Origin of the sequence: Streptomyces luteolifulvus (assembly GCF_008806595.1) — a bacterium.
GTDB lineage: Bacteria > Actinomycetota > Actinomycetes > Streptomycetales > Streptomycetaceae > Streptomyces > Streptomyces luteolifulvus.
This window is the reverse complement of record NZ_VZRB01000001.1, coordinates 39292-64903: the sequence shown is the minus strand read 5'-3', so window position 1 is coordinate 64903 and position 25612 is coordinate 39292. Positions and strand designations below refer to the sequence as shown.

General features: G+C 71.2%; 22 protein-coding genes and 1 pseudogene. 10 read left to right on the top strand and 13 right to left on the bottom strand.

Going from position 1 to position 25612, the window contains the following annotated elements:
- Positions 1-16: 16 nt before the first annotated feature.
- The 3 genes from F7R91_RS00300 to F7R91_RS00290 form a co-directional block, all read right to left on the bottom strand.
- Positions 17-886 (bottom strand): slipin family protein, encoded by an 870-nt coding sequence (locus F7R91_RS00300; RefSeq protein WP_150943173.1) that lies wholly within the window; start codon positions 884-886, stop codon positions 17-19.
- A 141-nt stretch (positions 887-1027) separates the two neighbouring features.
- Positions 1028-1930: a S1 family peptidase gene (locus tag F7R91_RS00295; protein ID WP_150943172.1), complete on the bottom strand. Its 903-nt coding sequence runs from the start codon at positions 1928-1930 to the stop codon at positions 1028-1030.
- A gap of 239 nt (positions 1931-2169) precedes the next feature.
- Entirely contained in the window at positions 2170-3357 is a 1188-nt protein-coding gene (locus F7R91_RS00290) for a DUF5685 family protein (RefSeq protein WP_191971291.1), read from the bottom strand.
- Between the two features lie 299 nt (positions 3358-3656).
- On the opposite strand from F7R91_RS00290, the gene F7R91_RS00285 reads away from it, so the two are divergent.
- Complete coding sequence (locus F7R91_RS00285) at positions 3657-4094, top strand: cell division protein SepF (RefSeq protein ID WP_150943168.1); 438 nt, start codon at positions 3657-3659, stop codon at positions 4092-4094.
- Positions 4095-4139: 45 nt separating this feature from the next.
- Here the strand turns inward: F7R91_RS00285 and F7R91_RS00280 are convergent, their stop codons facing one another.
- Entirely contained in the window at positions 4140-5330 is a 1191-nt protein-coding gene (locus F7R91_RS00280) for an acyl-CoA dehydrogenase family protein (protein WP_150943166.1), read from the bottom strand.
- A 135-nt stretch (positions 5331-5465) separates the two neighbouring features.
- Positions 5466-7064: an MFS transporter gene (locus F7R91_RS00275; RefSeq protein ID WP_150943164.1), complete on the bottom strand. Its 1599-nt coding sequence runs from the start codon at positions 7062-7064 to the stop codon at positions 5466-5468.
- Between the two features lie 247 nt (positions 7065-7311).
- Between F7R91_RS00275 and F7R91_RS00270 the strand changes: the two genes are divergently transcribed.
- Together F7R91_RS00270 and F7R91_RS00265 are read left to right on the top strand one after the other, a co-directional pair.
- Positions 7312-8502: a hypothetical protein gene (locus F7R91_RS00270; RefSeq protein WP_150943163.1), complete on the top strand. Its 1191-nt coding sequence runs from the start codon at positions 7312-7314 to the stop codon at positions 8500-8502.
- A gap of 238 nt (positions 8503-8740) precedes the next feature.
- Positions 8741-9754: a phosphatase PAP2 family protein gene (locus F7R91_RS00265; RefSeq protein WP_150943161.1), complete on the top strand. Its 1014-nt coding sequence runs from the start codon at positions 8741-8743 to the stop codon at positions 9752-9754.
- 131 nt (positions 9755-9885) lie between these two features.
- Here F7R91_RS00265 and F7R91_RS00260 read toward each other — a convergent pair whose 3' ends face one another.
- Entirely contained in the window at positions 9886-10101 is a 216-nt protein-coding gene (locus F7R91_RS00260; protein ID WP_150943159.1) for an I78 family peptidase inhibitor, read from the bottom strand.
- 426 nt (positions 10102-10527) lie between these two features.
- Between F7R91_RS00260 and ctaD the strand changes: the two are divergent.
- Positions 10528-12099: pseudogene (gene ctaD, locus F7R91_RS00255) on the top strand (aa3-type cytochrome oxidase subunit I); the annotation flags it as partial.
- Here the strand turns inward: ctaD and F7R91_RS00250 are convergent.
- Entirely contained in the window at positions 12098-13138 is a 1041-nt protein-coding gene (locus F7R91_RS00250; RefSeq protein WP_150943157.1) for a helix-turn-helix transcriptional regulator, read from the bottom strand. The pseudogene ctaD and the gene F7R91_RS00250 overlap by 2 nt on opposite strands.
- Positions 13139-13201: 63 nt before the next feature.
- Between F7R91_RS00250 and F7R91_RS00245 the strand changes: the two genes are divergently transcribed.
- The gene (locus tag F7R91_RS00245; protein ID WP_150943155.1) at positions 13202-14365 is read left to right on the top strand and encodes an epoxide hydrolase family protein; all 1164 of its coding nucleotides are present in this window, start codon (positions 13202-13204) and stop codon (positions 14363-14365) included.
- A 14-nt stretch (positions 14366-14379) separates the two neighbouring features.
- Here F7R91_RS00245 and F7R91_RS00240 read toward each other — a convergent pair whose 3' ends face one another.
- Both F7R91_RS00240 and F7R91_RS00235 read right to left on the bottom strand, forming a co-directional pair.
- On the bottom strand, positions 14380-15672 hold the full coding sequence (locus tag F7R91_RS00240) for an ABC transporter substrate-binding protein (RefSeq protein ID WP_150943153.1): 1293 nt from the start codon (positions 15670-15672) through the stop codon (positions 14380-14382).
- Entirely contained in the window at positions 15647-16216 is a 570-nt protein-coding gene (locus F7R91_RS00235; RefSeq protein WP_150943905.1) for a hypothetical protein, read from the bottom strand. The genes F7R91_RS00240 and F7R91_RS00235 overlap by 26 nt, the downstream gene beginning before the upstream one ends.
- A gap of 131 nt (positions 16217-16347) precedes the next feature.
- Here F7R91_RS00235 and F7R91_RS00230 point away from each other — a divergent pair, with 131 nt between their 5' ends.
- The 3 genes from F7R91_RS00230 to F7R91_RS00220 are packed head-to-tail and all read left to right on the top strand — an operon-like array spanning position 16348 to position 20131.
- Entirely contained in the window at positions 16348-16827 is a 480-nt protein-coding gene (locus F7R91_RS00230; protein ID WP_150943151.1) for a hypothetical protein, read from the top strand.
- Positions 16827-19487, top strand: coding sequence for an ABC transporter permease subunit (locus F7R91_RS00225; protein ID WP_150943149.1), 2661 nt, complete (start codon positions 16827-16829; stop codon positions 19485-19487). The genes F7R91_RS00230 and F7R91_RS00225 overlap by 1 nt, the downstream gene beginning before the upstream one ends.
- Complete coding sequence (locus tag F7R91_RS00220) at positions 19484-20131, top strand: ATP-binding cassette domain-containing protein (protein WP_150943147.1); 648 nt, start codon at positions 19484-19486, stop codon at positions 20129-20131. Before F7R91_RS00225 ends, F7R91_RS00220 begins: the two co-directional genes overlap by 4 nt.
- Before the next feature lie 84 nt (positions 20132-20215).
- On the opposite strand, the gene F7R91_RS00215 is transcribed toward F7R91_RS00220, so the two are convergent.
- Positions 20216-20884: a LysM peptidoglycan-binding domain-containing protein gene (locus F7R91_RS00215; protein ID WP_150943145.1), complete on the bottom strand. Its 669-nt coding sequence runs from the start codon at positions 20882-20884 to the stop codon at positions 20216-20218.
- A gap of 540 nt (positions 20885-21424) precedes the next feature.
- Between F7R91_RS00215 and F7R91_RS00210 the strand changes: the two genes are divergently transcribed.
- Positions 21425-22207, top strand: coding sequence for a hypothetical protein (locus tag F7R91_RS00210; protein ID WP_150943143.1), 783 nt, complete (start codon positions 21425-21427; stop codon positions 22205-22207).
- 75 nt (positions 22208-22282) lie between these two features.
- Positions 22283-22666 (top strand): hypothetical protein, encoded by a 384-nt coding sequence (locus F7R91_RS00205; protein ID WP_150943141.1) that lies wholly within the window; start codon positions 22283-22285, stop codon positions 22664-22666.
- Positions 22667-22726: 60 nt separating this feature from the next.
- Here F7R91_RS00205 and der read toward each other — a convergent pair whose 3' ends face one another.
- The 3 genes from der to cmk all read right to left on the bottom strand — a co-directional run bounded on the left by der (position 22727) and on the right by cmk (position 25611).
- Positions 22727-24208 carry a ribosome biogenesis GTPase Der gene (gene der, locus F7R91_RS00200; protein WP_150943139.1) on the bottom strand — a complete coding sequence of 494 codons (1482 nt, stop codon included), beginning with the start codon at positions 24206-24208 and terminating at the stop codon, positions 22727-22729.
- A 78-nt stretch (positions 24209-24286) separates the two neighbouring features.
- A complete protein-coding gene (locus F7R91_RS00195) occupies positions 24287-24934 on the bottom strand; it encodes a lysophospholipid acyltransferase family protein (RefSeq protein ID WP_150943137.1) in 648 nt (215 codons plus the stop codon).
- The gene (cmk, locus tag F7R91_RS00190) at positions 24931-25611 is read right to left on the bottom strand and encodes a (d)CMP kinase (protein WP_225320480.1); all 681 of its coding nucleotides are present in this window, start codon (positions 25609-25611) and stop codon (positions 24931-24933) included. The genes F7R91_RS00195 and cmk overlap by 4 nt, the downstream gene beginning before the upstream one ends.
- Position 25612: the final 1 nt, after the last annotated feature.

Sequence of the window (25612 nt, the reverse complement as noted above, 5' to 3'; positions counted from 1 at the left end):
CACCGGCGGGTGAGGTCTACTCCTGTCTTGAATTCGCCTCTTGCGTACTGGAGTTCGGATGAGGATCGGCGGCCGGAAGTTGCTCGTGCACCGGTTGCTGCGGCACGGACGGCATCGGCGGCGCGGGCTGCTGCGCCTTCTCCAGGAATCGCAGCAGCTCCACCGGGAACGGCAGCACCAGCGTCGAGTTCTTCTCCGCCGCGACCGCCACCACCGTCTGCAGCAGCCGCAGTTGCAGCGCGGCCGGGGTGTCCGCCATCTGCTGCGCGGCCTCGGCGAGCTTCTTCGACGCCTGGAGTTCGGCGTCCGCGTTGATGACCCGGGCCCGCCGTTCGCGGTCGGCCTCCGCCTGCCGGGCCATGGAGCGCTTCATGGTCTCCGGCAGGGACACGTCCTTGATCTCGACCCGGTCGATGGTGACGCCCCACTCCACGGCCGGGCTGTCGATCATCAGCTCCAGGCCCTGGTTGAGCTTCTCGCGGTTGGACAGCAGGTCGTCCAGTTCGCTCTTGCCGATGATGGACCGCAGGGACGTCTGCGCCATCTGCGAGACCGCGAAGCGGTAGTCCTCGACCTGGACGACCGCGTCCGCGGGCGAGGTCACCTTGAAGTAGACGACGGCGTCCACGCGCACCGTGACGTTGTCCCGGGTGATGCCCTCCTGCCCCGGCACGGGCATCGTGACGATCTGCATGTTGACCTTGCGGAGCTTGTCCACCACCGGAACGATCATCGTGAACCCCGGCCCGCGCACCGTGGGCCGCAGCTTGCCGAGCCGGAACACCACTCCGCGTTCGTACTGCTTGACGACCCGCGCCGCCGCCGAGACGTACACCACTGCGGCGGTCGCGAGGGTCACTCCCGCCGCCACCAGCTCCTCCACCATGCCGGCCCCCAGGGTCCGAAGTGGGCGTATTGCAGGGGAGTACTGCCTGCCCTTAGACGGTAACTCCGGCACCTGGACAAGGGCGAGCCCCCGCACGACGGTTGCGTGCGGGGGCGCGCTTCATGGGGCCGGGGTCCCGTCCTAGTAGACGCTGACGCCGTAGGCGTTCAGTGCCTCCACGACGGGCTGGAAGAAGGTCGTGCCGCCGGAGGTGCAGTTGCCGCTGCCGCCGGAGGTCAGGCCGTAGGCGATGCCGCTGTTGGAGTACAGCGGACCGCCGGAGTCGCCGGGCTCGGCGCAGACCGTGGTCTGGATCATGCCGTAGACGATGTCGCCGCCGCCGTAGTTGACGGTCGCGTTCAGGGCGGTGACCCGGCCGCTGCGGGTACCGGTGGTGGAGCCTCGCCGGTAGACGGTGGTGCCCACGCTCGGGGTGGCGGCGCTGGTGATGTCGACGCTGCCGACGGTGCCGGACTTGGTCACGGAGGAGTTCGTGTAGCGGACGATGCCGTAGTCGTTCGTCGGGAAGCTGGAGCCCGCCGTGGTGCCGAGCGTCGTGGTGCGCCCCGAGTTCGACCACCAGGTGCCCGCGCCGTCGGTGCAGTGACCCGCGGTCAGGAAGTAGTAGGTGCTGCCGCTGCGGACGTTGAAGCCCAGGGAGCAACGCCAGCTACTCGCATAGATGGCGTCGCCGCCGGAGATCAGCTTGTTGAACGTGCCCGGGGTCCGCTTGATCGTGAGCGCGCCCGCGTTGGCGCCGGCCTGCTCCTTGATCTTCGCGATCTCGGCCTTGGAGACCGTGCTGTCGACGGTGACGACGACCCGGTCGGTCTTGCTGTCGACGGCCCACGCGGTGCCCGCGATGTCGGCCTTGAGCACGGAGCTGCTTGCGCTCTTGAGCTGGGTGGCGCTGAACGTGGTGACGTCGGACGCGCTCGCGCTCGGGACCGCGATCGCTGCGGTGGCCACGAGGCCGGTGGATACGGCGATCAGCCGGGTCCGTCTCGTGATACCGCTGTGGGGAGTGGTGCGCTTGATCCTCACTTTTCGTTCCTCCACATGGGAAGTCGGGGGCCCATTGGTGGGGTTGGGCCCGTGAGGCGCAGCCAGAGACCGGTCGCCCGGATTCCGAACTTGCCGTGCCCCTGACAAGCGCTGAGGGGAATATGCAGCCGGACGGCCGGTCGGCGCAAGGGCACCTTTCGGCCGTCAACTTTTGAACGAACTGCGCGAAAAGGCCACTTCGGACGGGTCTCGCCGCCGGAGCCGAAGGGACGGACGGCTCAGCAGTCGCAGCCGCAATCACACCCGTCGCAGCAGTTCCCGCAGCAATCGCAGCAGTTGCAGCAGTCACCGCACCCGCTGCAGTCGCAGTCGCACTGCCGGCAAAGGCCCTCCCTGCGCTCCCGGCTCCACGGGTCGTCGTACTCGCCGCAGCACATCTGGCACGTACAGGCGAGCCCCGCCCACACGAGGCACCCGGCGAGCAGACCACGCCGGTCGCGGCGGGGCGGCTCAGGGGGCAGCGGCGGGCCGCCGGGACCCGAGGGGGCGTACGGGTTGCCCGGCGGCGGCCCGTACGCCTCGGGGCGGTGCGAGCACGAGCTCGTGCCGAAGGCCCGGTCCACCGAGTTCCGCAGCTCGTGCGCGAGCAGCAGATGCGCCAGCCTGCCGTCCGTGAACTCCACCTCGCGCAGGGCGAGCCGTATCCCGTGCAGCGCGTCGTCCGCGAGCCGCCGGGCCTCGGTGAGCGGGGTACCGGTCGCCGTAAGCGGGTTCCATGCACCTGACGCGGCGTCGGCTTCCCGGTCCTCCACGGCGTCCAGCAGGTGCGCGAGCCGTCCGAACAGACGCCCGGCCTCGGCGAGCGGCTCGGCGTTGCCCGGCCGTCCGGCCAGGAGGGCGGTGTGCGCGAAAGCCGCGGCCGTCGCGGTCTCGGTCGGCTCGGTGACGGTCAGGATCCCCGTCCCGGGCCCGGCGAGCGACTCGATGCCGAGCTGCCGGTCCACGGCGTCGACGAGCACGGCGGTGTCGAACCCGACGTCCAGACCGGTCCGCTCCCCCGCCTTCCCCCAGCTCGCTGCGACCCGGCGCGCCGCGAGCGCCACCGGCCTGCGGGCCAGCAGCCCGTCCCCGTCGGCGACATGGTCGCGCACCTTGGCGGAGGCGAGCACGAGCGAGACGGCGGCCGCGAGCCGGGCGCCCTCACCGTGAGCGACCGAGGCGGTACGCATTCCGCGCAGCGGACAGGGCCCGGCGGTACGCCGCCCTCCGCCTTCCTTTCCCGTCCGAAGATCCGTCTGAGCCTCCGTCAGAACGGATATGAGAAGCCCGTCGTAGTTGGTCACCACCCGCGCGAACTGCCCGTGATCGCCGCGCAGCGCAAGGCACAGCCCGCACAAATGCGCCATCCACTGGACCTTGAGGCTCTCCGAGAGCCGGTGACGACAGGGCCTGACGATTCCGAACACGACGATCCCCCGTGGTGCGTACGGTGTTGAACTCAGGTGAGCTGCCGCATCGTACCGACCCTCCGTTCACCCGTACGCTCCGACCGTCACCCATACGCCGACAAGAATCATATTTCACTCACAGTCAGCAGCCGTTTGAGGCACGACCCTTGGGACACACGGACTCTCGACGAATTCGCTGTGCACCAGTACCGTCACAAACCCCCCGCGCGGCGTCTATCCACTTGGCGCGCCGTCCGCATCATGGATGACCATAGGGACGCGGAACGCAGAAGAGACCGCTGTGAGAGGAGGCGTCCATGGGATCGGTACGCAAGGCAAGTGCCTGGCTTGGCCTCGTTGACGACAACGATGACGAGCGTTACTACGACGACGACTACTCCGAAGGGACCGAGCCCGGGGAGGCCTGGGTCACCGATCCGCGGGTCAAGGTGGCCACGGACGTCGCCGAGGAGAAGGGCCGCAGGATCGGCACGGTCACCCCGGACAGCTTCCGGGACGCGCGCGCCATCGGCGAGATGTTCCGGGACGGGGTTCCCGTCATCATGAACCTCACGGCCATGGAGGCCTCCGACGCCAAGCGCGTGGTCGACTTCGCGGCCGGGCTGATCTTCGGCCTGCGCGGTTCGATCGACCGGGTGTCCAACCGTGTGTTCCTGCTGACCCCGGCCGACACGGAGATCGTCAACGGGGACCCGGCGCCGCACCGGACGGACGGGTTCTTCAACCAGAGCTGAGGCAGGGCCGCTCGCCGGCCCTGCCTCCCGCGGGGTCGACCCGGATCACCGGAAGGCGTCGAGTCCGGTGAGCGCCTTGCCCAGCACGAGCTGGTGCATCTCGACGGTGCCCTCGTAGGTGAGCACCGACTCGAGGTTGGTCGCGTGCCGCATCACGGGGTATTCGAGCGAGATCCCGTTGGCCCCGAGGATGGTCCGGGCCGTACGGCAGATGTCGATGGCCTCGCGCACGTTGTTGAGCTTGCCGAAGCTGACCTGCTCGGGACGCAGGCGCCCGGCGTCCATACGGCGCCCCAGATGGTGGGCGAGCAGGATCCCCTTGTGCAGTTCGAGGGCCATGTCGGCGAGTTTGGCCTGGGTGAGCTGGAAGCCGCCGATGGGCCGCCCGAACTGCTCCCGCGACTTCGCGTAGTCGAGCGCGGCCTCGAAGCAGGAACGCGCCGCCCCCATGGCTCCCCAGACGATGCCGTAGCGGGCGTGGGAGAGACAGCTGAGCGGGCCCTTGAGTCCGACCACGTCGGGCAATACGGCCTCGGCGGGCAGCCTGACGTCGTCGAGGACGAGTTCGCTGGTGACGGAGGCGCGCAGCGACCACTTGTGCTTGATCTCGGGCGCGGAGAACCCGGCACTGTCGGTGGGCACCACGAACCCGCGGATCCCGTCGTCGGTCCGCGCCCAGACGACGGCCACCCCGGCCACGGAACCGTTGGTGATCCACATCTTGCGCCCGTTGAGGACCCAGTCGTCCCCATCGCGTTTGGCATGCGTCCGCATCGCGGCCGGGTCGGAGCCGTGATCGGGCTCGGTCAGCCCGAAGCACCCGATGACCTCACCGGCGGCCATGCGCGGCAGCCACTGCTGTTTCTGTTCCTCGGAGCCGAACCGGTGGATGGCGTACATGGCCAGGGAGCCCTGCACGGAGACGAGGGAGCGGATCCCGGAGTCGGCGGCCTCGAGTTCCAGGCACGCCAGCCCGTACTGCACGGCGCTGGCGCCGGCGCATCCGTACCCGCTGAGCGACATCCCGAGCGCACCGATGCCGCCCAGTTCCCGGGCGAGTTCACGGATACCGGGCAGCTCGCCCTTCTCGTACCACTCGGCGACATACGGCAGCACACGGTCCGCGGCCCACTCCCGCACGGTGCCACGGATCGCAAGATCCTCGGGCTCCAGCAACTCGTCGACACCGAGCGGGTCGGCGGGGTCGAACGGGGGGAGCTTCGACGAGGCGGACATGGCACAACCCTCCGACACAACTGAAACTAGCACCGCTAATCACCACTACCGGCCCGACGCTACGACGCGGTCTCCTCCACGTCCAGTACCCCACCCGGCGCCGGTGCGCGGGAAGGGGAGAGAGAGCGAACCCCGTCAAGCAGAGACGCGGGACTCGGCAACCTTCCGCGGCGCAGGAATCTCCACTTCCGCCGCAGGCACCTCGCACTGCATCACCCGCGGCAACCGCAGCGCCATCACCGCCCCCAGCAGCAACAGCCCCGCGCTCACCAGCAACGTCACATGCAGCCCATGGACGAAGGAATCCTTCGCGGCCCGCCGCAGGGCCACCCCCGCCGACCCCCCGAGCCGCCCGGCAACCCCGTACGCCTCCCCCAGCGAGTGCCCCGCCGCGTTCGACGCCGACGCCGGCACCCCCGGCACGGCCGTCAGCCCGGGCGCGTACGCCGCGTTCATCACACTCCCGAGAAGCGCGATCCCGATGCCCGCCCCCAGCTGGTAGGAGGTCTCGCCGATCGCCGCGGCCCCGCCCGCCTGCTCCGCCGGAGCCTCGCTCAGCATCGACTCGTACGCGCCGAACAGCGTGGTCTCCAGTCCGAAGCCCAGCAGCACGAACCCGGACAGCAGCAGGCCGGCGTTGTCCTCACCGCCCATCGCCGTGAGCAGCACGACCGACGCGGCCGTCAGACAGAACCCGATGCAGACCATCCGCCGCGGCCCGAACCGCCGCAGCATCTGCGCCCCGGCCAGTCCCGCCGCCATCGCCGCGATCGTCAGCGGCAGCAGCCGCAGTCCGGTCTCCAACGGTGACAGCCCCAGCACGAGCTGGAGATACTGCGCCGCGATCAGCTCCAGCCCGACCAGCGCCAGCATCGCCAGCACGATGCACCCGACGGACGTGCTGAACGCCGGCCGGGCGAACATCCGCAGGTCCACCAAGGGGTGCGCACGGCCCCGCTGCCGCCGTACGAACAGAACGAGCAGTACTGCGCCCACCACCAGCGGCAGCACGGTGAAACCGCCCAGCTCCCCGCCGCCGAGCCGCTTCACGCCCAGCACCACGCCGAAGAGCCCGGCCGCCGCCATCAGGGCGCCGACCACGTCCCAGGGGCCGTCGCCCCTCCCTCGCGACTCGGGCAGCAGCAGCCGCCCCACGGGCAGGCTGATCAGCATCAGCGGGATGTTCACGAGGAACACCGAGCCCCACCAGAAGTGCTCGAGGAGGAAGCCGCCGAGCAGCGGTCCGACCGCCGCGCCCACGGCGGCCACCGCGCTCCAGATACCGATGGCGAGCGCCCGCTCCCGCCGGTCGGGGAAGACCTGGCGGAGGATCGACAGCGTCGCGGGCATGATCATCGCGCCGCCGACGCCGAGCAGTGCCCGCGCCAGGATCAGTACATGGGGGTCCTGCGCGAGCGCCGCCATTCCGGATGCGACGCCGAACAGGGCGTATCCGAGAAGCAGAACGCGTCTGCGGCCGACCCGGTCGCCGAGCGTGCCGAAGAGGATCAGCAGCGACGCGCAGACGAGCGGATAGATGTCGACGATCCAGAGCAGCTCTATCGCGCCGGGCTTGAGGTCCTCGGTGACGGCGGGCACCGCCACGTGCAGCACGGTCGCGTCGAGGGCGACGAGGAGCAGGCTGGCACAGAGCACCACAAGGACGACCCAGCGGTTGGCACCGGCCCCGGCCGCCCGACGGCGCAGCACAGCGGCCGTGGTCGTCCCGGACATGTACGTACCTCCCAGATGTTCCCTCGCGTTCGGCGGGCCCACGGGCGGGGACGTCCCGTGACTCGGCCGGAGAGGAGCGGGGTCTCCGGCCCACGCAGCGAAGGCGAGTGACACGCCAGGTTACGCGAGTTCGTTCCGTTACCCAGTGGCGGACCTCTCAGAGTGTGGACAGTGTGACGTACGCCACCCCCCTGCGAGCACGCCCCGGCGGGCCGGCCGGTTCCGTGAGCCGTCGATAATCGGGCGCGTGACCGCTCTTGAGACGCGCCCGGCGCCGCCCCGTGCCACGGCCCTGCGCCGGGCGGCCCCGGCCCTCCTCGGGTACGCGGCCGTACGCGCCCTCGGCCTGCTCGCCCTGGCCCTGTGGAGCGCTGCGCGCGACAAGAGCCCGTACACCCTCCTCACGGCCCGCTGGGACGCGCTCTGGTACACCCGGGTCGCCGAACTGGGCTACGGCTACGAGGTGCGCCTCCCGAACGGCGACGTCCACTCCAATCTGGCCTTCTTCCCGCTGCTGCCGTGGCTGGAGCGGATGCTGGCGGCCGTGAGCCCGCTGTCGTACGCCGACGCGGGCTTCGTCGTCACCCTGCTCGCCTCGCTCGCCGCGGCCTGGGGGATCTTCGCGGTCGCGGACCACGTGTACGGGAGCCGGGCGGGGGTGTGCGCCGTCCTGCTGTGGGCCGTGCTGCCCGTCGGGATCGTGCAGTCGATGGCGTACAGCGAGTCTGTGTTCACCGCGCTCGCCGCCTGGTCGCTGTACGCGGTCCTGACCGGACGGTGGCTGACGGCCGGCGGCCTGGCCCTGCTGGCCGGTCTGACCCGCCCCGTGGGGCTCGCCGTGGTTGCGGCAGTGTGGGCTGCGGGCATTGCCTCGTTCGTACGAGAGCGAAGCACAGCGCGCACGGGCGGCGCGCAGAGCACAGCGCGCGCCCCTAGGGACGGCGCGCGGCGCGCGTTCGGCCTGCTCCTCGCACCCCTTGGCGCCGCCGGGTATGTGCTGTGGGTCGGCCACCGCACCGGCAAGGGCCCGCTCGGCTATCTCGACGTCCAGGCGGGCTGGCGCAACGGCTTCGACGGCGGTTACGCGTTCGCCCGCTTCGTCGCCGACAAGTTCACGTCGTTCCCGTCGGCCCTGGCGGGCGTGGGACTGATCGCCGGGGTCGCACTGGTGATCCGGCTGTACGTCGTCTGCGTCAGGCAGCGCCAGCCGCTTCCGCTCCTGGTGTACGCGGGTGTCGTGACCGCGCTCGCGCTGTGCGCGTCGAGCTACTTCGGCTCGAAACCCCGCCTGCTGATGCCCGCCTTCCCGCTGCTGCTGCCCCTCGCGCTGGGCCTCGCCCGGCTGCGTACGCCCAGGTCGGCGCTGGTGGTGGCCGTCGTCGCCGTCGTCTCGGCGGGGTACGGGGCGTTCTGGCTGAACGGCTCCGGTCCCCCATGATCGACTCGGGACCGTGCGTGAGCGTCCGGAGAATTCCACCCCATGATTTGGTGAACGAATTAATAAGCGCCATAAAACCCAGACCCAGGATGATCAAAGGAATTGCAGGGCTCGCGGACCGGGGATTGTGGAATCAGCGTAAATAGGCCTCTCACTGAGAGGAATCCCACATCACATCGTCATCACAAAGCCGCGCAATCGCCGGGAAACTGAGCTCACTCGCTGTAACGTCGATTGGGTGCGTACCGATTGCAACCTCACCCGTCTGGACCGGGTGTTCGCCAGGCTGGACCGTGAGCCGGAACGACCGGTCCACATCGATGTGCCGAAGATGAGCCGGCACAGGGTCGTGCTGTTGTCCGCGACCCTGGCCTTCTATCTGGCCGTCGTGTGGGCCGTGGTGATCACCTCATGGCTGGTCCGCCTCGACTGGCAGGTCATGTTCTTCCGGCCGTACCAGCAGTGGTCGGAGATCCACTGGTTCGTCGACTACTACGTCGTCCTCGGCCAGCGCGGCCCGACCGCGGTGATGATCGCGGCCTGGCTGGGCTGGCGTTCCTGGCGGCAGCACACCCTGCGCCCGCTGCTGGCCCTCGCCACCTCGCTGCTGCTGCTGAACATCACCGTCGGCGCCGCCAAGCTCGGCATGGGCCGTCTCGGACCGCACTACGCCACCACCATCGGCTCCAACGAGATGGGTCTGGGCGGCGATATATTTCCCAGCGGCCACACCGCCAACGCGGTGGTGACCTGGGGAATTCTGGCCTATCTGGCCTCCACGCCGAGAGCCCGCCGCTGGCTGTCCGCGGTGTCCGCGGTGACCTCGCTCGGCGTGGGGATGGCCACCGTCTACCTCGGCACGCACTGGTTGAGCGACGTGATCCTCGGCTGGGTCGCCGGGCTGCTGATCCTGCTGGCGCTCCCGTGGTTCGAGCCACTGATCACGCGCGCCGAGATCGGCATCTTCGACCTGCGCGACCGCTGGCGTGCCCGGCGCGGCAGCAAGGCACCGGCACCGGCCTTCCCCGTCGATGCGCCCGTGCTCGTCACGCCGCTCGCCTCGCCCCAGGACGACTCCGCGGCGCCCGAGCCGGTCGCCATGGCCCGCTCATCGCGGGCCCCCGTCTACCTGGCCCCGGGACCGCACACGGCCCGCTCGGAGCGCACACCGGTCACCCCGGCCGGCAGCCGCCGACCGCCGCACCCGGAACGCGTCACGCGCGGCGCGGCCCGCCCCCTGACGGGCGGCTGACCTCCCCCACCGCTGACCGCATGGGAGATTCCCCAGCCCGGACAGCGCGCGGCCGGTACGCACCGCCCGCCCCGCCAACACGACGGCCCCGGTTCCTCGTCGAGGAGCCGGGGCCGTCGTCCGTACCGCCGTCAGCCCTTCCAGGCCCGTGCCACGCGGCCGTCCTTCACCTCGAAGTTCAGCCGCCCCACCCGGTACTCCATGGTGATGATCGCGCCCGGCGGCAGTGAGCGCACCGTCGACCACCCGCGCTCGCGGGCGAGCCGCTCGGCATGCTCGGCGTCGAGCCCGAGATAGGCGTCCGGGCTGTCGTCGGGTTCGGCCTGCGGTTTCGGAATCGGTGCCATACGGCCACGCTAGGGCCTGCCCGGCGGACGGGGAACCCCGGCCCGACACCTCGTCACGCATCCCTCTCCTGTCACGCTTCTGTCACAGGATCACGACACGCGATCCGCTTGAACCGCGTCACACGTTCGGGCGGTTCCATAGCCCTTCCGCAGGTATTCGAACGCAATTCCCGCGTGTCGCGACGGCTTCCCGAATAACCCGGCGGAAAGTTCCGGGAGAAACCGGCCCGCCCCCTTTCCCGACCGATTCCCGCACCACCCGTTGAAACCGACACCACAGCGGAAACACACGGTTCCAGCACAAAAACCCCGTACGCCCCCTGTCGGAGCGCACGGCGGCGTGAGCATCATGGCCTGAGCCCGCGGGCAGGCGCGGCGCGGGCTCGAGCGGACCCGGGAGCGACCGAGCGAAGGGGCGAGCGAGCAATGGGGACCCAGACCGTGCGGGCAACGGCGCGACCCTTGCGCACCGAGGGGCGCGGCCGGCTGATCGTGGACTGGCTGACCACCACCGACCACAAGAAGATCGGTCACCTCTATCTGATCACATCGTTCGTGTTCTTCCTGGTCGGCGGCATGATGGCCCTGCTGATGCGCGCCGAGCTCGCCCGCCCCGGGCTGCAGATCATGGACAACCAGCAGTTCAACCAGTTGTTCACGATGCACGGCACGATCATGCTGCTGCTCTTCGCGACCCCGAGCTTCGCCGGCTTCGCCAACGAGCTGATGCCCCTCCAGATCGGTGCGCCCGACGTCGCCTTCCCGCGGCTGAACATGCTCTCGTACTGGCTGTTCCTCTTCGGCGGTCTGATCGTGCTCGGCTCGCTGCTGGTGCCCACCGGACCCGCCGCCTTCGGCTGGTTCGCCTATGCGCCGCTCAACAGCGCGGAACGGTCGCCCGGAATCGGCCCCGACCTGTGGATCATGGGGCTCGCGCTGGCCGGTTTCGGCACGATCCTCGGCGCGGTCAACTTCGTCACCACGATCATCGGGATGCGGGCGCCGGGCATGACGATGTTCCGGATGCCGATCTTCGTATGGAACACGCTGTTCACGTCGATCCTGATCCTGATGGCGTTCCCGGTGCTGGCGGCGGCCCTGCTGGTCCTGGAGGCCGACCGGCGGTTCGGCGCGCAGGTCTTCGACGCGTCCAACGGCGGGGCACTGCTGTGGCAGCACCTGTTCTGGTTCTTCGGGCATCCCGAGGTGTACATCATCGCCCTGCCGTTCTTCGGGATCATCACGGAGATCCTCCCGGTCTTCAGCCGCAAGCCGATCTTCGGCTATCTCACCTTGATCGGCGCGACGATGGCGATCACCGGGCTGTCGATGGTCGTGTGGGCGCACCACATGTTCGCCACCGGCGCGGTCCTGCTGCCGTTCTTCTCCTTCATGAGCTTCCTGATCGCGGTGCCGACCGGGGTGAAGTTCTTCAACTGGTCCGGGACCATGCTCAAGGGCTCGCTGTCCTTCGAGACACCGATGCTGTGGGCGGTGGGCTTCCTCGTGACGTTCCTGTTCGGCGGACTGACCGGGGTGATCCTGGCGTCGCCGCCGATGGACTTCCAGGTCACCGACTCGTACTTCGTGGTCGCCCACTTCCACTACGTGGTGTTCGGCACCGTCGTCTTCGCGATCTTCGCCGGCTTCTACTTCTGGTGGCCGAAGTTCACCGGGAAGATGCTCGACGAGCGGCTCGGCAAGATCCAGTTCTGGACGCTGTTCATCGGTTTCCACACCACGTTCCTGGTGCAGCACTGGCTGGGCGCGGAGGGCATGCCGCGTCGCTACGCCGACTATCTCGCCGCGGACGGGTTCACCGCGCTCAACACCGTCTCGACGATCGGTGCGTTCCTGCTGGGCCTGTCCACGCTGCCGTTCCTCTACAACGTCTGGAAGACCACGAAGTACGGCGAGAAGGTCCAGGTCGACGACCCCTGGGGCTTCGGCCGCTCCCTGGAGTGGGCGACCTCCTGCCCGCCGCCCCGGCACAACTTCACCACGCTGCCCCGGATCCGCTCGGAGTCCCCGGCGTTCGACCTGCACCATCCGGAGCACGCGGCGCTGATTCCCCAGCCCGAGCCACAGAGCGAGCAAGCCGGTCGCGAGCCGTCCTGATCGCGTCGGTGAGCTCGGCCGGCTCCAAGACCTCGAACTCGAAGCCCATCAGCATCACATGGATCACCATCACGTCGAGGCTCGCGGCCCCCGTGCGCAGGATGCAGGTCTCCGGCCCGTCGGCCTCCAGCGTCCCGGCGGACGGTGAGATCCGCTCGGCGGCCTCCTCCAGGGGCACCAGCATCCGGATCACGGCGTGCGCGGCGTACGCGCGCGTGGAGACCCCTTGGGACACGTATGCGGCGAGATCCTCGGCGGGCGGGGTGCGCGGGACGAACCGCGGGCCGTGCGGCGGCCTGGGCCGGATACGGTCCACACGGAACGTACGCCAGTCGTCGCGGTCGAGGTCCCAGGCGACCATGTACCAGCGGCGCTCGGTGCACACCAGGCGGTGCGGTTCGACGGTGCGGCGGGTGGGGGCGCCGTCGTGGTCGCTGTACTCGAAGCGCAGCCGTTCGGCATCCCGGCAGAGGTTGGCGAGCTCGGTCAGCACGGCCGGGTCGACCGCGGAGGGCTGGGGCCCGCGCAGCATCGGCACGGTGAAGGCGTTGAGGGCGCCCACCCGGCGGCGCAGCCGGTTCGGCAGCACCTGCTCCAGCTTGGCGAGGGCCCGTACCGAGGTCTCGCCGATGCCCTCGATGCCCTGCCCGGCGGCCGTGCGCAGCCCCACGGCCACGGCCACCGCTTCGTCGTCGTCCAGCAGCAGCGGGGGCAACTGCGCGCCCGCGCCCAGCTGGTAGCCGCCGCCGGTGCCGGGACTGGCGTTGACGGGATAGCCCAGTTCCCGCAGCCGGTCGACGTCCCGCCGCACGGTGCGCGGGGTGACGCCGAGGCGTTCGGCCAGATCGGCACCGGACCATTCACGGTGGGCCTGGAGCAACGAGAGCAGACGCAGAAGCCGTGCCGAGGTCTCCAACATGGGTCCGAGTCTGCCAGCGATTGCGGACACGGTCTGTCCGCAAGGGTCCCTAGCTTGGGCGTCATGACAGACAACACCGTGCACCCTCACCGGATCGACATCCCTCAGGCGCAGCTCGACGACCTGCACACCCGCCTGGACCTGACCCGCTGGCCGGACGAACTCCCGGACGCGGGCTGGGAGTACGGCGCCTCGCTGCCGTACGTCCGCGACCTCGCCGCGTACTGGCGCGGCGCCTACGACTGGCGCAAGCACGAGGCAGCGCTCAACGATCTCCCGCAGTACGTCACGGAGATCGACGGCGCCCGGGTGCACTTCCTGCACGTCCGTTCTCCCGAGCCGGACGCGCTGCCGCTGATCCTGACGCACGGCTGGCCGGGCTCGATCGTCGAGTTCCTCGGCCTGGTCGGCCCGCTGAGCGATCCGCGGGCCCACGGCGGCGACCCGGCCGACGCCTTCCACCTCGTCGTCCCGTCCCTTCCCGGCTTCGGCCTCTCCGGCCCCACCGGGGACAAGGGCTGGAACGTCAGCCGTATCGCACGCGCCTGGGCCGAGCTGATGCGCCGGCTCGGCTACGAGCGGTACGGCGCCCAGGGCGGCGACTTGGGCGCGCTGATCTCTCCCGCGCTCGGCCGTGTCGCCCCCGAATCGGTGCTCGGCATCCATGTGAACGCCGCCTCGGTCGGCTTCATCCCGCTCGGCCCGGTGGCCGAGGACGTCCGGGCCGAGCTCACCGACAGGGAGCGGCGGAGCCTCGCGATGATCGCCGAGTTCACCACGGACGGCTTCGGCTACAACGTCCTGCAGTCCACCCGCCCGCAGACCCTGTCCTACGCGCTCACCGATTCACCCGTCGGCCAGCTCGCCTGGATCATGGAGAAGTTCAAGGAGTGGACGCACGCCTCGGCCGACTTGCCCGAGGAGGCGATCGACCGCGACACGCTGCTCACCAACGTCATGCTGTACTGGCTGACCGGCACGGCCGGTTCGGCGGCTCGCATGTACTACGAGAACGGCCATGTGGGTGACTGGTTCCCCACCACGAACTCGGGTGTGCCGACGGCCGTGGCGAACTTCGCCGAGGACGTGGCGATCCGCCGCTTCGCCGAACAGGCCAACGCCGTCGCACGCTGGACGGAGTTCGACCGCGGCGGCCATTTCGCGGCCCTGGAGGCCCCGGACCTCCTGACCGGTGACGTCAGGGAGTTCTTCCGCTCACTGCGGTGACCCAGGGATGCCGGTCACGGCTGATACGGCAGCTGCGGCACGTCAAAACAGGTGCTGTTCATGTCCCCCTGGGAGACCCAGCCGCTGCCGTCCTTCCAGCGCGCCACCGACAGACAGGTCCTGCGGGTCTTCGGCGGCTCGGCCAGCCGCTCGAAGACGACGGGCAGCAGCAGCCCGCTCGCGGTGAAGTCCTCGCTGCGGTTCATATAGGCGTCGACGCACGCGCGCGTGATGCCCGTTGCCGCGCAGGACTTCGCCGCGTCCGTGAACCACTTCGCGGCCGCCCAGCCCTCCAGCTGCCACTGGGAGTGCGTCTTGAGGCCCTCGGTCGCGTCCCGGAACTCCCGTACGGCCTCCTGGTCCGTGTCCTCGTAGTTGCGGCTGGATCCGGTCGCCCAGAGCGCGTTGCGGCAGCGCGGGGAGTCCTTGTAGTCCTCGGCAACGGTGGACGTCCAGTTCTGTACGTTGGTCACCTTGGCGGTGACCTTGGCGCCGACCTCGTCCATCGCCTTGCACAGCTGGGCGTTGCCGTGGGCGTCGAGGGCGTCGAAGACGAGGTCGGCGCCCTGCTGCTTGAGGTCGGCCGCGACGGCACGGAAGTTGGGCAGCGCGAAGTCGACCTGCTCGGTGACGACCTGGTAGCCCTCGGCCTTCAGGCCCCGCTCGACGAGCCGGGCGTAGGCGGCGGAGGCGGACTGGTTGTACGAGATCACGGCGGCGGTACGGGCGCCGTGCTCGCGCTTGAAGTAGCGGTAGACCTCCGTGCCGCCGTACAGCGTGCCGCCCCAGCCCGGGGTGCCGTTGCGGGGCGCGAGGCTGCCGTAGATGCCGTACAGGTGCGGCCAGGTGTCGTAGGCGGCGCCGATGGGCTGTCCGCCGATGTCGGGCACGCGCGCGTGGGAGACGCGGGAGGCGCCCGCGTAGTCCAGGGCCGTGGTGGCGACCAGGGCGACGACCTGGTCCTCGTCGATCAGCCGGTGCACGCACGTGTTGTTGCCGATGCCGCTGCCGCCGTCGTCGCACAGGCGCACCTCGACCTTGTGGCCGTCGATGCCCCCGTGCGCGTTGAGGCGGTCGAACCAGGCCTGGGCGCCGTCGCGCGGACCGGTGAAGGTGTTGCCGCCGACGGGGCTGGTGGCGCTGGTGATGATGCCGACGCGCAGGGGCGCGGCGCTGCTCGGCGCGGGGGTGGCCGTGCGGCCCTCGTGCTCGAAGTCGCTTTCGGGCAGACGGCTGCCGCATGCCGTGCCCAGCAGGAGCAGCAGCGCCGCGGCCGCGGTCTCAGCAGCCCGGTGCCGGCGACCCATTGCCGCTCAGCTGGACCAGCGAACACAGTGTGTTGACGGAGACCTTCCAGGTCCCCTGTTGTTCGACGGCGGTGCCGGAGGCGTTCGGCAGGGCCGTGGCGCCCTTCAGGGTCAGTGTGTACGTCACGGTCGCCCGGGTCGGACCGGTGAACTCGACCTTGGTGACCTTCGCCTGGACCTGGCCGCCGCGTTGGTCACCGCTGAAGGCCTGAAGGACCGGGCCCATCTGCTCGCCGTTCTCCAGGACGGCCAGCTTCTCCTGCGTCGAGCTGGCCGGGTCGAAGAACTTCTGCCAGTTCTGCCTGATCTCCTGCTGGGCCGCCGCCGGGTCGGCCGGCGCGGTGGCCGGCGCGCTGGTCGTCGTCTCCGGGGTCGGAGCGGGGGGCGTGCTCTCGCTGCCGCCGCCGTTGTCGTCGCTGCACGCCGCAAGGGCCGGGGCCAGGAAGAGGGCCAGGGCGGCCAGCACGGCCGTACCCCGTCCCGCCGCCCCGGGGCCGCGCCCCCGTCGTGCCTTCCCCCGCCTGAGGTCGCTCCCGAGAACCATCTGGCTCACCACCGGGTGTCGGTCCGGGCCAAGTGCGCCCGGTGCTTTCAGGGTCAGCTTCCAGAAGGCATAGTGCAAGTCCATCGGCGGACTTGGAAGCCAGTCGGACACATGACGTGTGGGAGCCACAGATGCGGACAGCCCGACTGCGGACCGTGCACCCCGTCCTCTGGGCCGGCTGGGCCGCCCTCGCCGCGGGCGCCGTGCTGTGCGTGATCGGCTGGTACGGCATCTCCGGCGAGCGCTATGCCGAACGGCAGCTGCCCTACCTCGCGTCCTGCACGGTCCCCGGCGCCGCGCTGATCGTCGCGGGGGCGGTGCTGCTCGCCCACGGCCGGGGCGCGATCGCCGCCGCGCGCGTGGAGGAGCTGTATGGGCTCCTGGTGGCCGCGGAGCCCGCCGACGCCGAGGCGGGGCCCGGGCAGGCCGCGGCCGCGCCGCTGGCGGTCAGCGGTGACCTTCTGATGGTGCCGGGCGGCACTCTGTTCCACCGCGCGGACTGCCCGCTGGTCGCCGGCAAGGCGGAGGCGGTGCCGGTGGACACGAAGCTGGTGGCGAGCGGAGAGCTGGGCCCCTGCCCGATCTGCGAGCCCGCCGAAGAAACCGACTGATGTCCTCGCTGACGTACGACCTCACCCTGGCCGGCCTCTCGGTCGGCAGCGCCGCCGCGCTCACCGGGATCGGCCTGATCGTGACGTACCGCGCGACGGGCGTGCTCAACTTCGCGCACGGGGCGGTCGCGATGGTGTGCGCGTATGCGCTGCGGCAATGCGTGGTCGAGTGGGGCTGGCCGCTGTGGGCGGGGGCGGCGGTGACGCTGCTGGTCCTCGCACCGGGTCTCGGCATGCTGCTGGAACGGTTCGTCTTCCGACCGCTCGCGGTCCTGGGCGGCGATCCCGCGCGGACGCTGGTCGCCTCGATCGGCGTGTTCGTGCTGCTGGTCGGCGGGGCCGCGCTGGTGTGGGGGCAGGGCGCGCGGGACGACGCGCCGGACCTGGTGCCGGAGGACCCGTGGCGGCAGCTGGCGGTGGTGCTGGTGCTGGCCGCGGGCGTCGCGGCCGTCATCCGCTGGACGCGTTTCGGACGGGAGCTGCGGGCCGTGGTGGACGACCGTCGGCTCGCCGTGCTCGGCGGCATCGACGCGGACCGGGTGGCCGCGGCGGGCTGGGCGTTCGGCTCGTTCACGGCGGGGCTGACGGGCGTGCTGCTGGCGCCGTACGTGCGGCTGGACCCCCACGGCCTGCCGCTGCTCGTCATGGAGGTGGTGGCGGTCGCGGTGGCCGCGCGGATGCGCAGCCTGACCGTGGCCGTGGTGGTGGCGCTGGGCATCGGCGTCGCGCAGAGCCAGCTGACGCGGCTGCATCCGTCGGGCTGGGGCGAGCCGCTGCTGCAGGCGGTCGGCGCGAACCTCTTCGTGGTCGCCCTGCTGGTCGCGGCCCTCGTCCTGCCGGGCATCGGCACGCGTGACGCGCTGGCCCGCACGTCCACCGCGCGCGTGGCCACCCCGCCGGGCGCCTGGATCGTGGCCATGGTGCTGTTCCTGCTGCCGCTCGGCTTCGCCGGCTCGGACCTGCAGACCTCGGTCCAGGTGCCCGCGCTGGCCGTGGTGCTGCTGTCCCTGGTGGTGGTCACCGGCCGCGGCGGCCAGATCTCGCTCGGCCAGGCGGCGTACGCGGGCCTCGGCGCCCTCTTCACGGCACTGCTGGCGGCCGGGCGCTTCCCCGGTCTGCCCCGGCTGCCGGAGCTCGCGGCGCTCGCGGCGGCGGTGGTCCTGGTCGCTCCCCTGGGCCTGCTCACCGGCTGGCCGGCGATCGGCCGTCACGGACTGGCGCTGGCGCTGGCGACCTTCGCGGTGGGCGTCGGGGTGAGCCGGTTCGTCTTCGCGCAGCCCTACGCCACCTCGGGGCTGTCGCTGGGCCGCCCGGCGGGCTTCGACGGGGACCGCGCCTACTACGTCCTGGAGCTGATCGTGCTGGCGGGCGCGCTGCTGGCGACGCGGGCCCTGCGCCGGGGCCGTACCGGCCGGGCCCTGGCGGCCATGCGGGACCACGAGCCGGGGGCGTCGGCGGCCGGCGTCCAGGTGCCCTCGCTCAAACTGCTCGCGTTCGTCTCGGGCGCCGCGCTGGCCGCGCTCGGCGGCGGACTGCTCGGCATGGGGCTGCGGGCGTTCGACCCGGGCGCGTTCGACCCCGTCCGCGGTCTGCTGTGGTTCGCCGCGGTGGTGGTGCTGGGCGCCGACAGCACGCTGGGCGCGCTGGCCGCGGCCGCCCTGCTGGTGGGCCTGGACGCGGGGGCGCGGGGCGGGGTCGCGGCGGCGCTGATCGGCCTGCTGGCCGTGTTCGTCGGCCGCTTCCCCGGGGGCCCGTACGACACGCTGCGGGCGGCGGCGGAGAGGCTGCGGCTGCGTCGGCGGGCGGCTCTCACGCCGCTGGGGGCCCGGGTGCGCCGGCGGCTGCGGCCGGCACGGGAGGCGGGTGCCGCGCCCAGGCCCGCCGCGGGTGCGACGGCGGCGGGTCCCCGTCCCGGCGGCCCCCCGTCACCCCGCCCCCTGCCGGACACCGCCCGCCCGGCCACCTCCGTCCTCTCCGCCCGCGGCCTGCGCGCCCGTTACGGCGGCTTCACGGCCCTGGACGGCGTCGACCTCGATGTGCCGGCAGGCCGGGTCACCGCGATCGTCGGCCCCAACGGCGCCGGAAAGAGCACCCTGTTCCACTGTCTGGCCGGAACGCTGCGACCCGCGCGCGGGTCGGTCCGGTTCGGCAGCCGGGACATCACCCGCCTCGCCGCGCACGCCCGCACGCGTCTGGGCATCGCCCGCACCTTCCAGCAGTTGGCGGTCTTCCCGTCGTTGACCGTGACCGAGAACGTGCGCATCGGTGCCGAGCAGGGGCGCGTCATCGATCCGGGCGCGGTGGAGCGTGCGCTCAGGCTGCTCGGGCTCGACGGGCCGGTCCGGGCGTTGCCCGCCGCCGGCCTGCCCACCGGCACACTGCGCCGCGTCGAGCTGGCCCGGGCCCTGGCGGGCAGCCCGCGGGTCCTGCTGCTCGACGAGCCGGCCGCCGGTCTCGACTCCGCCGAAGTCGCCGCGCTGGCCCGGGTGCTGGGAACCCTCGCGGCCGACGGCACCGCCCTGCTCGTCGTCGAACACGATCTGGATCTGGTCGCCGGTCTCGCCGACGTCGTGCACGTGATGACCGCGGGCCGCATCGTCGCCTCCGGCCCGCCCGACCGGGTCCTCGACGCCCTGGGCGACCGGGAGGCCACCGCATGACCATCTCCCTGCGCCACGCGCGCGTGCGCTACGGCCCGCTGGAAGCCCTGCACGGCGTGACACTCGCCGCGCCCGGACCCGGCCTGACCGTGCTGCTGGGCCGCAACGGCAGCGGCCGTACGACCGCTCTGCGCGCCCTGGCCGGAACCGTGCCGCTGTCCGGCGGGGCGGTGGTGTGGGACGGCGCCGACGTGACCCGGATGCCCGCCTACGAGCGGGCCCGCCGCGGGCTGTGCCTGGTCCCCGAACGGCAGGCGGTGTTCGGGTCGCTCACCGTGCGGGAGAACCTGGAGCTGGCCGCCCCGGAACCGCGGCCGGCCCTCGACACCTACCCGCAGCTGAGCCCGCTGCTAGACCGCCGGGCCGGCACGCTCTCCGGCGGCGAGCAGCGCATGCTCGCCCTCTCCCGCGCCCTGCTGGCACGCGCGCGCGTGGTGCTCGTCGACGAACCCGCGCAGGGCATGTCGCCCACGGTCGCGGCCCGCACGTACGAGATGCTCCGCTCGCTCGACGCATGCGTGGTGATCGCCGAGCAGCGGCTGCCGGCGGCGCTGCACGGCCGGGGGGCACTCGTGTACGAACTGCGACGAGGCGCCGTCGTGTTCGGTGGAGAGGCGGCCGAACTGGAGCGCCGTGCGGGATGACCGGTCGGCTCGGCCGGTTCGCTCCGCGGAGGGGCCCCGCCCGGCCGGCCGGGCGGGGCCCCGTGCCCGGGACAGGGGGAGCACTCAGATTTCGAGACGCTGCCCGGGCACGATCAGGTCGGGATCACCACCGATGACGGCCTTGTTGGCGGCGAAGAGCCGCTGCCAGGTGGTCCCGTGCCGGGCGGCGATCAGGCTCAGCGTGTCGCCCCGCCGGACGGTGTAGTCGCCGCGCGACGCGCCGCGGTCCTGATGGCTCGTCGAACGGGCCGGTGCCTTCGACGAAGCCGACTTCGACCGGGTGGACTTCGACTGGGCCGGCTTCGACGAGGACTCCGTCGTGGTCGGGCCGGCCGAGGCGGCCGGCGCGCTGCCGTAGGCCCCGGCCCGCGCCGAGCAGGTCGGCCAGGCGCCCCACCCCTGGGCGCGCTGGACCTTGGTGGCCACCGCGATCTGCTGGGACTTGGAGGCCCGGTCGGCGGTCGGCGCGTAGGCCGTGCCGCCGTACGCGCGCCAGGTGCCCGCGGAGAACTGGAGTCCTCCGTAGTAGCCGTTGCCGGTGTTGATGTGCCAGTTGCCGCCGCTCTCGCACTGGGCGATGCGGTCCCACACTCCGCCGTCCGCCGCTGCGGCGTTGCCGGTCGCGGCCAGCAGTCCGAGGGGGGCGAGCAGTGCCGCCCCGGCGAGGACCGCCGTCGTACGAACCTGGTTCTTACGAGCGTTGTCGTGAGTGGTATCGGCACAATCGGACATGAAGTTCCCTCTCGAAGGACTCGGGGTCCCCCAAGGCGGTGCGCCACGTCCGGCGTGTCGTACGCGGTCGTCGCGCTCGCCCCGTCCGCCGGTGATGGTGCTGCGAGCCAGCTGGCGTGGTGCGGTCGGCGGACGTACCCGAGCGGTGCTCGTTGCACACGGCCGAGGAATCTAAGGAGCGCGGTCGGCTGATATCAACCAACTGCTTGTCATTCCAGGCCAGTTCGCCGTTACCTCGGGTATCGGCGATTTCCGGCCACCCACTTCATTCGTGGATATCCGGATTTGTCCACCAGCTGCTTCGGCGATCTGTGACCCACTTCACCGATCCAACTTCCTTTGAATTCCACGGAGTTGACGGAGAGTGCCCGATTTCGCACCCGGAGTGACCCTGCGCGGTGGATGGTTCGATTCCGTTCGCTCTGGAGCGTGACTCCCGCCACAGATCGGCCGTTGTCTTCTTCATGAGCCCGGGACCCACGGGTTCACGGCCGGGAGCCACCCGGCCCTGCCACGCACCGCATCCCGAGGGAGCCACCCGTGCCGCGCATGCTCGACGTCAGCGACGAGGTACGTGCCGAGATCGGCGACGAAGAGGCCGACCGGCTGCTCGCCGGACACAACGCCCCCGGCAGTTACGACTGCACCTCCTGCCGCACCCCGGGCGACTCCGAACAGGAGCGCACCAGCACCGTCCTGTTCATCGGCGACGAGACGGCCGTCCTCGCCTTCGCCCACGCCACCTGCCTGCCTTCGCAGGTAGTCCAGGTCACCGAGGAACAGCTCCAGGGAGCGGTGAAGTCCATCACCGGCGACACCGTCGACCTGGAGCCCCACAAGGTCATGCCCCAGCAGGCCGTGCTCGGCGTGACCAGTGGACTGGTCCTGATCGCCGGGGAGTTGCACCCGGCCCTGGTGGTCGAGCCGACCGCCCCCATCGTGCGCCCCGGATCGACCGGCCTCGGCGACGACTTCCTGCCGCTGCTCATCGAGCAGGGTTTCATGCCGCTGACCGCGATCGGGTCCGTGCCGCCCGTCCTGCACGGCTGGTCCGTACTGCTCGCGATGGGCCAGCTGCACGCGGTGCTCCAGCCGGGCGCGGCCGGCGGCGCCCCGGTCGCCTGGTGGCAGGCGCACCAGCCGCTCCAGGTCACCGACAGCTGGCGGGCGGCCGCGAACAAGCACCAGCAGGTGCTGATGTTTGCCGCGCCGGTGGGGTCCATCGGGCGTCAGCCGCGGGAGGATCTGCTGCGCAATGCGCTGGACAGGGCGGCGGCCAACGGAAAGCTCGTCGCTGCGGCGTTGCCGCTGGCGGGTGTCTGAGCGCCGTAACGCCGTGCGCTGAAAGGGGCGCCGCCCCGGCCGCATCTCTTCTCGTTCGGGGTCGTTTGGACATACGTGCACGCTTACGACGTTTCACGCCGCCAGTCCCTTCAGATCCCGTCCGCGCGGCCGGCTCAGGACCACCAGGGCGGCCCCTCGGCCACGCCGATCTACGACGCGCTCTACGCCGAGTACGTCGAGTCCTTCCGCGCGCTGCCGGGTGACCGCAGCGGTGAGGAGGAACTGGGCTTCACCGGCTTCGGGAACCTCCCGCACTCGCACGGCGGACACCGCCCGGGGTCGTTCAGCAGCTCGTACGGCGCCTACAGCACGGGCGCGGTCAGCACCCGCCACGGCAGCGGGCAGTGGCAGCGCGTCGGGCAGATCGCCCAGCAGCACGGCACCGGGATGCACCACGTCCCCGCGGCGCTGCCGCCGGGTCCACGCAGGGGTCTGTGAGGGTGCCAGGGGTCTGTGAGAGACCGGAGAAGGGCGGCTCCGACAGGGGCCGCCCTTCTGTCACTTCTTCTTCGCGCCGCGCTTCTCGCGCACCCGCACGGAGATATGGATCGGCGTTCCCTCGAAGCCGAACTCCTCCCGCAGCCGGCGCTCGATGAAGCGCCGGTAGCCCGCCTCGATGAAGCCGGAGGCGAAGAGCACGAACCGCGGGGGCTTGGTGCCGGCCTGCGTGCCGAACAGGATGCGCGGCTGCTTGCCGCCCCGGATCGGATGCGGGTGGGCGGCGACCAGTTCGCCGAGGAAGGCGTTGAGGCGGCCCGTCGGGACGCGGGTCTCCCAGCCGGCCAGGGCGGCTTCGATCGCCGGGACCAGCTTCTCCATGTGCCGCCCGGTGCGCGCCGAGACGTTCACCCGCGGGGCCCAGGCGACCTGGCCGAACTCGGTCTCGATCTCCCGCTCCAGGTAGTAGCGGCGCTCCTCGTCGAGGGTGTCCCACTTGTTGTAGGCGATGACCATGGCACGGCCCGCCTCGACGGCCATGGTGACGATGCGCTGGTCCTGGACCGAGATGGACTCGGCGGCATCGATCAGGATGACCGCCACCTCGGCCTTCTCGACGGCGGCCGCGGTGCGCAGCGAGGCGTAGTAGTCGGCGCCCTGCTGGAGGTGGACGCGCTTGCGGATGCCGGCCGTGTCGACGAACTTCCAGGTCACGCCGCCCAGTTCGATGAGCTCGTCGACCGGGTCACGGGTGGTCCCCGCGAGCTCGTTGACGACGACGCGCTCCTCGCCCGCCACCTTGTTGAGCAGCGAGGACTTGCCGACGTTCGGGCGGCCGATCAGGGCGATACGGCGCGGGCCGCCGATCGCGGTGCCGAAGCTCTGCTCGGGCGCGTCCGGCAGCACCTCCAGAACGGCGTCCAGCATGTCGCCGGTGCCGCGGCCGTGCAGCGCCGAGACCGGGTGCGGCTCGCCGAGGCCCAGCGACCACAGGTACGCCGCGTCGGCCTCGCCGCTCGGGCCGTCCACCTTGTTGGCGCACAGCACCACGGGCTTGCCGGCCTTGCGCAGCAGGCGTACGACCGCCTCGTCGGTGTCGGTGGCGCCGACCTTGGCGTCGACGACGAAGACGACGGCGTCGGCGGCCTCGATCGCATACTCGGCCTGCGCCGCCACCGAGGCGTCGATACCGAGGACGTCCTGCTCCCAGCCGCCGGTGTCGACGACCTTGAAGCGGCGGCCCGCCCACTCGGCCTCGTAGGTGACACGGTCGCGGGTGACGCCGGGCTTGTCCTCGACGACCGCCTCGCGGCGGCCGATGATGCGGTTGACCAGGGTCGACTTGCCGACATTCGGGCGGCCGACGACGGCGAGGACGGGCAGCGGTCCATGACCGGCCGCCTCGATGGCACCCTCGACGTCCTCGAGGTCGAAGCCCTCCTCGGTGGCGAGCTCCATGAACTCCGCGTACTCGGCGTCGCCGAGCGCCCCGTGATCGTGCTCGTGCGCGGCCGAGCCGTCGGGCTGGATGTGGTCGTTCATGAAGTCCGTACCTCGTCGTTCATCGTGGTGATCGGTGGACCGCCCGTGTTCGACGGAGGTCCACTACTGAAGTGTCGCCTAGCGCCCTGTGAGGCGCCTGGCGTTTTCCAGGTGTGCGGTGAGCTGCTTCTGGATGCGTTCGGTCGCCTCGTCCAGGGCCTTGCGGGTGCGCCGTCCGCTGCCGTCGCCCGCGTCGAACGGGTTACCGAAGACCACGTCGACGCGGCTGCGCAGCGGAGGCAGCCCCTTTATCAACCGGCCGGGCCGGTCGGAACTTCCCAGCACGGCGACCGGGACGACGGGGGCACCGCTGCGTACGGCGAAGTACGCGAGCCCGGCGCGCAGCGAGGCGAAGTCGCCCTCGCCCCGGGTGCCTTCCGGGAAGATGCCGAGCACACCGCCGGCGGCCAGCAGGTCGAGCGCCCGCGTGATCGCCGTGCGGTCGGTGGTCTCACGGTCCACCTTGAGCTGGCCGATCCGCGTCAGGAAGGGGTCGAGCGGGCCGACGAACGCCTCCTTCTTGATCAGGAAGTGCGTCGGCCGGGGCGCCACGCCCATGACCATCGGGCCGTCGATGTTGTGGGAGTGGTTGACGGCGAAGATCACCGGGCCGGTCGCGGGGACCCGCCAGGCGCCCAGCACGCGCGGCTTCCACAGGCCGTACATCAGGCCGACGCCGATGCGCCGCCCGACCTCGGCTCCCCGCACCGACGGCAGCTCGGTCACTTCGCGGCCGCCCGCTTCTCCTCGACGAGGGTGACCACGCACTCTATGACCTGCGCGAGCGTGAGGTCGGTGGTGTCCACCTCGACCGCGTCGTCCGCCTTGGCGAGCGGCGAGGCCTTGCGGCTGGAGTCGGCGGCGTCCCGCTTGATCAGGGCCGCGCGGGTGGCGTGGACGTCGGCACCCTTCAGCTCACCGCTGCGGCGGGCGGCGCGCGCCTCCGGGGAGGCGGTGAGGAAGATCTTCAGGTCGGCGTCGGGCAGCACGGTCGTACCGATGTCGCGGCCCTCGACCACGATGCCCTGCTCGGCGGAGGTGGCGAGCGAGCGCTGCAGCTCCGTGATCCGGGTGCGCACCTCGGGCACCGCGCTGACCGCGCTGACCTTGGAGGTGACCTCCTGGGTGCGGATCGGGCCGGCCACGTCGGTGCCGTCGACGGTGATCGTCGGGTGCCCCGGGTCGGTGCCCGAGACGATCTCCGGCTTGCCGGCCACGGCGGCGATCGCGGTCGGGTCGTCGATGTCGATTCCGTTGTTCACCATCCACCAGGTGATCGCCCGGTACTGGGCGCCGGTGTCCAGGTAGCTCAGGCCGAGCTGCGCGGCCACGGCCTTCGATGTGCTCGACTTGCCCGTGCCGGAGGGGCCGTCGATGGCGACAATCACAGCGGCGCGTTCCACG

Excerpts from the sequence above, each read along its gene's own strand:
- F7R91_RS00300 (WP_150943173.1), bottom strand. The coding sequence starts at position 886 with ATGGTGGAGGAGCTGGTGGCGGCGGGAGTGACCCTCGCGACCGCCGCA.
- F7R91_RS00285 (WP_150943168.1), top strand. The coding sequence starts at position 3,657 with ATGGGATCGGTACGCAAGGCAAGTGCCTGGCTTGGCCTCGTTGACGAC.
- F7R91_RS00280 (WP_150943166.1), bottom strand. The coding sequence starts at position 5,330 with ATGTCCGCCTCGTCGAAGCTCCCCCCGTTCGACCCCGCCGACCCGCTC.
- F7R91_RS00275 (WP_150943164.1), bottom strand. The coding sequence starts at position 7,064 with ATGTCCGGGACGACCACGGCCGCTGTGCTGCGCCGTCGGGCGGCCGGG.
- F7R91_RS00260 (WP_150943159.1), bottom strand. The coding sequence starts at position 10,101 with ATGGCACCGATTCCGAAACCGCAGGCCGAACCCGACGACAGCCCGGAC.
- F7R91_RS00250 (WP_150943157.1), bottom strand. The coding sequence starts at position 13,138 with ATGTTGGAGACCTCGGCACGGCTTCTGCGTCTGCTCTCGTTGCTCCAG.
- F7R91_RS00245 (WP_150943155.1), top strand. The coding sequence starts at position 13,202 with ATGACAGACAACACCGTGCACCCTCACCGGATCGACATCCCTCAGGCG.
- F7R91_RS00240 (WP_150943153.1), bottom strand. The coding sequence starts at position 15,672 with ATGGGTCGCCGGCACCGGGCTGCTGAGACCGCGGCCGCGGCGCTGCTG.
- F7R91_RS00235 (WP_150943905.1), bottom strand. The coding sequence starts at position 16,216 with ATGGTTCTCGGGAGCGACCTCAGGCGGGGGAAGGCACGACGGGGGCGC.
- F7R91_RS00230 (WP_150943151.1), top strand. The coding sequence starts at position 16,348 with ATGCGGACAGCCCGACTGCGGACCGTGCACCCCGTCCTCTGGGCCGGC.
- F7R91_RS00225 (WP_150943149.1), top strand. The coding sequence starts at position 16,827 with ATGTCCTCGCTGACGTACGACCTCACCCTGGCCGGCCTCTCGGTCGGC.
- F7R91_RS00220 (WP_150943147.1), top strand. The coding sequence starts at position 19,484 with ATGACCATCTCCCTGCGCCACGCGCGCGTGCGCTACGGCCCGCTGGAA.
- F7R91_RS00215 (WP_150943145.1), bottom strand. The coding sequence starts at position 20,884 with ATGTCCGATTGTGCCGATACCACTCACGACAACGCTCGTAAGAACCAG.
- der (WP_150943139.1), bottom strand. The coding sequence starts at position 24,208 with ATGAACGACCACATCCAGCCCGACGGCTCGGCCGCGCACGAGCACGAT.